Raw genomic sequence first — 2,366 nt, 5'->3', positions numbered from 1 at the left:
CCCGTCCGGGCGCGGCACGTCGGGCTGCATCTCCGGCTGGCTCACCCGGCACTCCCTCGACTCGCACGGTCCGTGCCGCCCCTCCCCGGGACGGGTGTGACTGATGTGCAAGCACCCTTACTACCGCCCAATGGGTGGCCATGAGCCAGCTTTGGTGGGATTTACGGCCGGAAGTGGTCCTTGATCAGGTATAGGACACCGTTTCGGCTCACTCGAAAGAGTGCCGGGGCGTTCCGTGCCGTGAACACGTAGGCTCGTGCCAGGCGGGAAAACCCCGCCGCGTACGCCCGTACGGACGAGTCGAAAGCCAGGAGCTGATCGTGATTCCCGGTGGTGGCCAGCCCAATATGCAGCAGTTGCTGCAGCAGGCCCAGAAGATGCAGCAGGACCTCGCCAAGGCGCAGGAGGAGCTGGCGCAGACCGAGGTCGACGGCCAGGCGGGCGGTGGCCTGGTGAAGGCCACGGTCAACGGCTCGGGCGAGCTGCGCGGCCTGGTCATCGACCCCAAGGCGGTGGACCCGGAGGACACGGAGACGCTCTCCGACCTGATCCTCGCCGCGGTGCAGGCGGCCAACGAGAACGCGCAGGCGCTCCAGCAGCAGAAGCTCGGCCCGCTCGCCCAGGGGCTCGGCGGTGGCGGCATCCCCGGCCTGCCCTTCTAGCCGGAGCTGCGCCGTCACGGACGGGTGACACCGGGCTCGGCTCTACCTGAGCCCCCGGTCCACCAACTACCGTACGCAGCAAGCGAAAACAGCAGAGAACCAGGAAGGCAGTCCGTTGTACGAAGGCGTGGTCCAGGACCTCATCGACGAGTTGGGCAGGCTGCCCGGCGTCGGTCCCAAGAGCGCGCAGCGGATCGCCTTCCACATCCTCCAGGCGGAGCCGACCGATGTGCGCCGCCTGGCGCACGCCCTCCTCGAAGTGAAGGAGAAGGTCCGCTTCTGTGCCGTCTGCGGGAACGTGGCACAGGAGGAGCGGTGTGCCGTCTGCCGCGACCAGCGGCGCGACCCGGCGGTCATCTGCGTCGTCGAGGAGCCCAAGGACGTCGTCGCCATCGAGCGCACCCGTGAGTTCCGCGGCCGGTACCACGTCCTGGGCGGGGCGATCAGCCCCATCGAGGGCGTCGGCCCGGACGACCTGCGGATAAGGGAGCTGCTCGCCCGGCTCGCCGACGGCACCGTCACCGAGCTCATCCTGGCCACCGACCCCAACCTGGAGGGCGAGGCCACCGCGACCTACCTCGCCCGCATGATCAAGCCGATGGGCCTGAAGGTCACCCGACTGGCCAGCGGCCTCCCCGTCGGGGGAGACCTGGAGTACGCGGACGAGGTCACCCTGGGCCGCGCCTTCGAAGGGAGACGACTGCTCGATGTCTGACGCCACGCAGCTCAAGAACGGTACGGAGGAGAGCGCGCCGACCGCCGCTCCCGCCTTGACGCCGCAGGACCCCGACGACTTCGCGGTGCAGATCGCCGACCAGATCGAGAGCTTCATCCTCACGGTGACCGAGGTCGCCAAGGGTGACGAGCCGGGCTCCGTCGTGCCGTACCTCCTCCTGGAGGTGTCCCAACTGCTGCTCGCGGGCGGCCGCTTGGGCGCCCACGAGGACATCGTCCCGGACGAGCGGTACGAACCGGACCTCGGCCCCGAGCCCGATGTCGACGACCTCCGCCAGCGTCTCGCCGAGCTGCTCGAACCGGTCGACGTCTACTCCGAGGTCTTCGACCCGTACGAACCCCGTAAGGCCCCGGTCGCCTGCCGGATCTCCGACGACCTCGCGGATGTCGTCACCGACCTGCGCCACGGCCTCGCGCACTACCGCGCGGGCCGCACGGTCGAGGCCCTGTGGTGGTGGCAGTTCTCGTACTTCTCCAACTGGGGCTCCACGGCGTCCGCTTCGCTGCGCGCCCTGCAGTCCCTGGTCGCCCATGTCCGCCTCGACCAGCCGCTGCCGGAGCTGGACGGCCTGGACACCGACCAGGAACTCGGCGAGGAGGACGAGCTCGCCGAGGCGGCGGGCAAGGTCATGGCCGAGGAGATCGCCGGACCGCTGGGCCTGGCCCCCGGCCAGTGAGTTCGTACGTCGGGCGGGGGAATGTTCCCCCGCTCCCGGTCCCGGCCGCGCTCCGGGTGGCATGCACTGCCCGTGCGTATCTCCCCGACGGCCGCATCGGCCGCCCTCGCCGTCGTCTGTGCCCTGCTGCTCCCGGCTCCCCCGGAGGCGGCGGCCGCGCCGGTAGCGCCCGGCTGCCCGAAGGCGCAAGGCCGGGTCGTCTGCATCAGCCTCGAGACGCAGAAGCTGTGGCTGACCCGCGACGGCAAGCGGATCTGGGGCCCGGCCCCGATCCGCAGCGGCCGCCCCGCCC

3 protein-coding genes and 1 pseudogene are annotated in these 2,366 nt (G+C 70.5%); all 4 read left to right on the top strand.

The features are described from left to right. Positions 1-320 precede the first annotated feature (320 nt). A complete protein-coding gene (locus GUY60_RS36880) occupies positions 321-662 on the top strand; it encodes a YbaB/EbfC family nucleoid-associated protein (RefSeq protein ID WP_161705867.1) in 342 nt (113 codons plus the stop codon). Positions 663-777: 115 nt separating this feature from the next. Then, entirely contained in the window at positions 778-1,377 is a 600-nt protein-coding gene (recR, locus tag GUY60_RS36875) for a recombination mediator RecR (protein WP_161705866.1), read from the top strand. After that, positions 1,370-2,074 carry a DUF5063 domain-containing protein gene (locus GUY60_RS36870; RefSeq protein ID WP_161705865.1) on the top strand — a complete coding sequence of 235 codons (705 nt, stop codon included), beginning with the start codon at positions 1,370-1,372 and terminating at the stop codon, positions 2,072-2,074. Before recR ends, GUY60_RS36870 begins: the two co-directional genes overlap by 8 nt. A gap of 72 nt (positions 2,075-2,146) precedes the next feature. Next, positions 2,147-2,366, top strand: a pseudogene (locus GUY60_RS36865) (hypothetical protein); the annotation flags it as partial.

It is taken from the genome of Streptomyces boluensis, assembly GCF_009908195.1.
GTDB classification, from domain to species: Bacteria; Actinomycetota; Actinomycetes; order Streptomycetales; family Streptomycetaceae; genus Streptomyces; species Streptomyces boluensis.
Note: the sequence above shows the minus strand (reverse complement) of the source record. Positions and strands in the feature narration are given on the sequence as shown.

Coding starts and splice junctions, on each gene's coding strand:
- GUY60_RS36870 (WP_161705865.1), top strand. CDS start 1,370: ATGTCTGACGCCACGCAGCTCAAGAACGGTACGGAGGAGAGCGCGCCG.